The 3885-nt window shown below is 70.5% G+C and carries 2 protein-coding genes; both read right to left on the minus strand.

Annotated features, from left to right (window positions below):
• Positions 1 to 2 precede the first annotated feature (2 nt).
• Positions 3 to 1913, minus strand: a complete 1911-nt coding sequence (gene typA / locus D8M29_RS09605; protein WP_036339171.1) for a translational GTPase TypA — start codon at positions 1911 to 1913, stop codon at positions 3 to 5.
• A 114-nt stretch (positions 1914 to 2027) separates the two neighbouring features.
• Positions 2028 to 3731, minus strand: a complete 1704-nt coding sequence (locus D8M29_RS09610; RefSeq protein ID WP_036339283.1) for an ABC transporter ATP-binding protein — start codon at positions 3729 to 3731, stop codon at positions 2028 to 2030.
• Positions 3732 to 3885 lie beyond the last annotated feature (154 nt).

Genomic DNA, 3885 nt, shown 5'->3' on the forward strand with positions numbered 1-3885 from the left:
GCTCAGGCACGGGCGCGGGCGCGCGCGGCCTTCAGGCGCTCATTGGCGTCCAGGACGACCTTGCGGATGCGGATGTCCTCGGGGGTGATCTCCACGCACTCGTCCTCGCGGGCGAACTCGAGGGACTCCTCGAGGGTGAGCCGGCGCGGGGGCGTCAGGCCCTCGAACGACTCGGAGGAGGCCGCACGCATGTTGGTGAGCTTCTTCTCCTTGGTGATGTTCACGTCCATGTCGTCGGCGCGCGAGTTCTCGCCCACGATCATGCCCTCGTACACCTCAGCGCCCGGCTGCACGAAGAAGGTGCCGCGCTCCTGCAGGTTGATCATGGCGAACGGCGTGGCGGTGCCCGCCCGGTCGGCCACGAGGGAGCCGTTGGTGCGGTACTCGATCTCACCGGTCCACGGCTCGTAGCCGGCCGCGTAGGAGGAGGCGATGCCTGCGCCGCGGGTCTCGGTGAGGAAGCGGGTGCGGAACCCGATCAGACCGCGGGCCGGGACCAGGAACTCCATGCGGATCCAGCCCGTGCCGTGGTTGGACATCTCCTGCATGCGGCCCTTGCGCGCGGCCATGAGCTGCGTGACCGCGCCCATGAACTCCTCGGGGATGTCGATGGTCATGCGCTCCATCGGCTCGTGGACCTTGCCGTCCACGGTCCGGGTGACCACCTGCGGCTTGCCCACGGTGAGCTCGAAGCCCTCGCGACGCATCTGCTCCACGAGGATGGCCAGGGCGAGCTCGCCGCGGCCCTGCACCTCCCACGCATCCGGGCGCTCGGTGGGGAGCACCTTGAGCGAGACGTTGCCGATCAGCTCCTTGTCCAGGCGGTCCTTCACCTGGCGGGCCGTGACCTTGGCGCCCTTGACGCGGCCGGCCAGCGGGGAGGTGTTGATGCCCACGGTCATGGAGATGGCCGGGTCGTCCACCGTGATCAGCGGCAGCGGCTTCGGGTTCTCCGCGTCGGTGAGGGTCTCACCGATCATGATGTCCTCGATGCCGGCGACGGCGACGATCTCGCCCGGGCCGGCCTCCTCCGCGGGCACGCGCCCGAGGCCCTTGGTGGCCAGCAGCTCGGTGATCTTCACGGTCTTCAGGGCGCCGTCCTGGCGGGCCCACGCGACCTGCTGGCCCTTGCGAAGGGTGCCGTTGAAGATGCGCAGCAGCGCGAGGCGGCCGAGGAACGGGGAGGCGTCCAGGTTGGTGACGTGCGCCTGGAGGACCTCGCCCTCGGTGTAGGACGGGGCCGGGATGTGCTCCATGATCACGTTGAAGAGGGCCTCGAGGTCCTCGGCCTCCGGCAGGGCGCCGTCGGCGGGCTGGGTCAGGGAGGCGCGGCCGGCCTTGCCCGAGGCGTAGACGACGGGGACGTCCAGCACCGAGTCGAGGTCCAGGTCCGGGTCCTCCTCGGCCAGGTCCGAGGCCAGGCCGAGCAGCAGGTCCATGGAGTCGGAGACGACCCCGTCGATGCGCGCGTCGGGGCGGTCCGTCTTGTTGACCACAAGGATCACGGGCAGCTTGGCCGCGAGGGCCTTGCGGAGCACGAAGCGGGTCTGGGGCAGCGGGCCCTCGGAGGAGTCCACGAGGAGCACGACGCCGTCCACCATGGACAGGCCGCGCTCCACCTCGCCGCCGAAGTCGGCGTGGCCGGGGGTGTCGATCACGTTGATGGTGACGGTCTCGCCCTCGGGGGCGGACGGGCCGGAGTAGAACACCGTGGTGTTCTTGGCGAGGATCGTGATCCCCTTCTCCTTCTCCAGGTCCCCGGAGTCCATGACCCGCTCGGCGACGTCGCCGTGCGTGTTGAAGGCACCGGTCTGGCGCAGCATGGCGTCCACCAACGTGGTCTTGCCATGGTCCACGTGGGCCACGATGGCCACGTTGCGCAGATCGGAGCGGCGGGTTTCGGTCGAGGTCATGGGCGTCCTGTCCGGTTCGACATCAAAGGGGTGGAGGCACACGCCGACGGCGGCCCCCGTGCGATTGTACGCGCAGGGGCCGCCGTGGACAGGCGGGCCGGTGGGCCCGAGCGGTCAGTAGACGCCCTCGCCGAGGGAGGCGAGGAATTCCCGGCGCTCCTGGCGACGCTCCGCCTGCTGGTCCGGGTCCGGCACGGGCGCCGCCGCCAGGAGGCGACGGGTGTACTCCTCCTTCGGACGGTGGAGCACCTCCTCCGTGGGGCCCTGCTCCACCTGGCGGCCGTCCTTGAGGACGAGCACCTTGTGGGCCAGCATGTCCACCACCGCGAGGTCGTGAGACACGAACAGGCACGCGAACTCGTAGCGCTGCTGCAGCTCCGCGAACATGTCCAGCACGGCGGCCTGGACGGACACGTCCAGGGCCGAGGTCGGCTCGTCCGCGATGAGCACCTGGGGGTCCAGGGTCAGGGCGCGCGCGATCGAGATGCGCTGGCGCTGACCGCCGGAGAGCTCGTGCGGGTACCGGTTCACCACGGAGCGCGGCAGACGCACCGCATCCAGCAGCTCCTCGGCGCGGGCCAGGCGCGAGCGCCGGTCCCCCACCTTGTGCACGACCATCGGCTCGGTGATAATGTCGCCGATCGGGAACCGCGGGTCCAGTGAGGCCGCCGGGTCCTGGAAGACCACGCCGATGTTCTTGCGTAGGGCGCGCTGCTCGGCCTTGGGCATCGTCGCCAGATCGTGGCCCTGGATGCGCAGAGAGCCCTCCGCGATGGTGAGCAGACCGAGCACCGACTTGGCGATGGTGGACTTGCCCGAGCCGGACTCGCCCACCAGGCCCAGGATCTCGCCCGGGGCCACCTGGAAGCTGACGTCGTGGACCACGCGGTTCTTCTTGCCGCGGTGGTCGTACTCGAGGTGGAGGTTCTCCGCCTCGATCGCGTACCGGGCCTGCGTCTGCGTGGCCGTGACCGGCTCCGGCTCCGCCACCTCGAGGGGCTCGCCGAGGCGCGGCACCGCCGAGAGCAGCTTCTGGGTGTAGGGGTGCCGGGCGTGCTGGAGCACCTGGTGCACCGAGCCCTGCTCCACGAGCTCGCCGTGGAGCATCACGCACACGCGGTCCGCCATGTCCGCCACCACGCCCATGTTGTGCGTGATGAGCAGGATGCCGGTGTTCATCTTGTTCTTCAGGGAACGCAGCAACTCCAGGATCTCGGCCTGGACCGTCACGTCGAGCGCCGTGGTGGGCTCGTCCGCGATGATCACCTTCGGCGAGCAGCTGATCGCCATCGCGATGACGATGCGCTGGCGCTGGCCGCCCGAGAACTGGTGGGGGTACTGCTTGAGGCGGGTGGCGGCGTCGGGGATGCCCACCATGGTGAGCAGCTCGACGGCGCGCTTGTCCGCCTCGGTGCCGTAGGCGATGCCGTGCAGCTCGAGGGCCTCCGTGAGCTGGTCTCCCACGGTGAGGACGGGGTTCAGGGCCGTCATGGGCTCCTGGAACACCATCGCCACCTCGTCGCCGCGGATGCCGCGCAGCTGCCCCGGGGTCATGGTGAGCACCTCGCGGCCGGCCAGCTTCACGGAGCCGGTGACGTCCGCATTGCCCGGGAGCAGGCCCATGGCGGTGGCGCTCGTGACGGACTTGCCGGAGCCGGACTCGCCCACGAGGGCGACGACCTCGCCGGGCTTGACGTCGAACGTCACACCCTTGACCGCGTGCACCTCGCCGAACTCGGTCGCGAACTTCACGTCCACGTCGCGGAAGGCGAGCACCGGCTCGCCGCCCAGGTCGTCGTGGCGGGCCACGACGCCCATCGCGCTCGTCGCGGGGCCCGGAGGCACGCCGCCGGCGCCGGAGCACCCTGCAACGGGGTGCCCCCGCGCGTCGAGGTCGGCCGACGCCGCCGCGTGCGAACCCGGCCCGCGGCGTGCTACTCAGCCCTCGTTCCTCCTGCCCTCAATGTTCTGG

The organism is Micrococcus sp. HSID17227, from assembly GCF_003989405.1.
GTDB lineage: Bacteria > Actinomycetota > Actinomycetes > Actinomycetales > Micrococcaceae > Micrococcus > Micrococcus luteus.

Excerpts from the sequence above, each read along its gene's own strand:
- D8M29_RS09610 (WP_036339283.1), bottom strand. The coding sequence starts at position 3,731 with ATGGGCGTCGTGGCCCGCCACGACGACCTGGGCGGCGAGCCGGTGCTC.
- typA (WP_036339171.1), bottom strand. The coding sequence starts at position 1,913 with ATGACCTCGACCGAAACCCGCCGCTCCGATCTGCGCAACGTGGCCATC.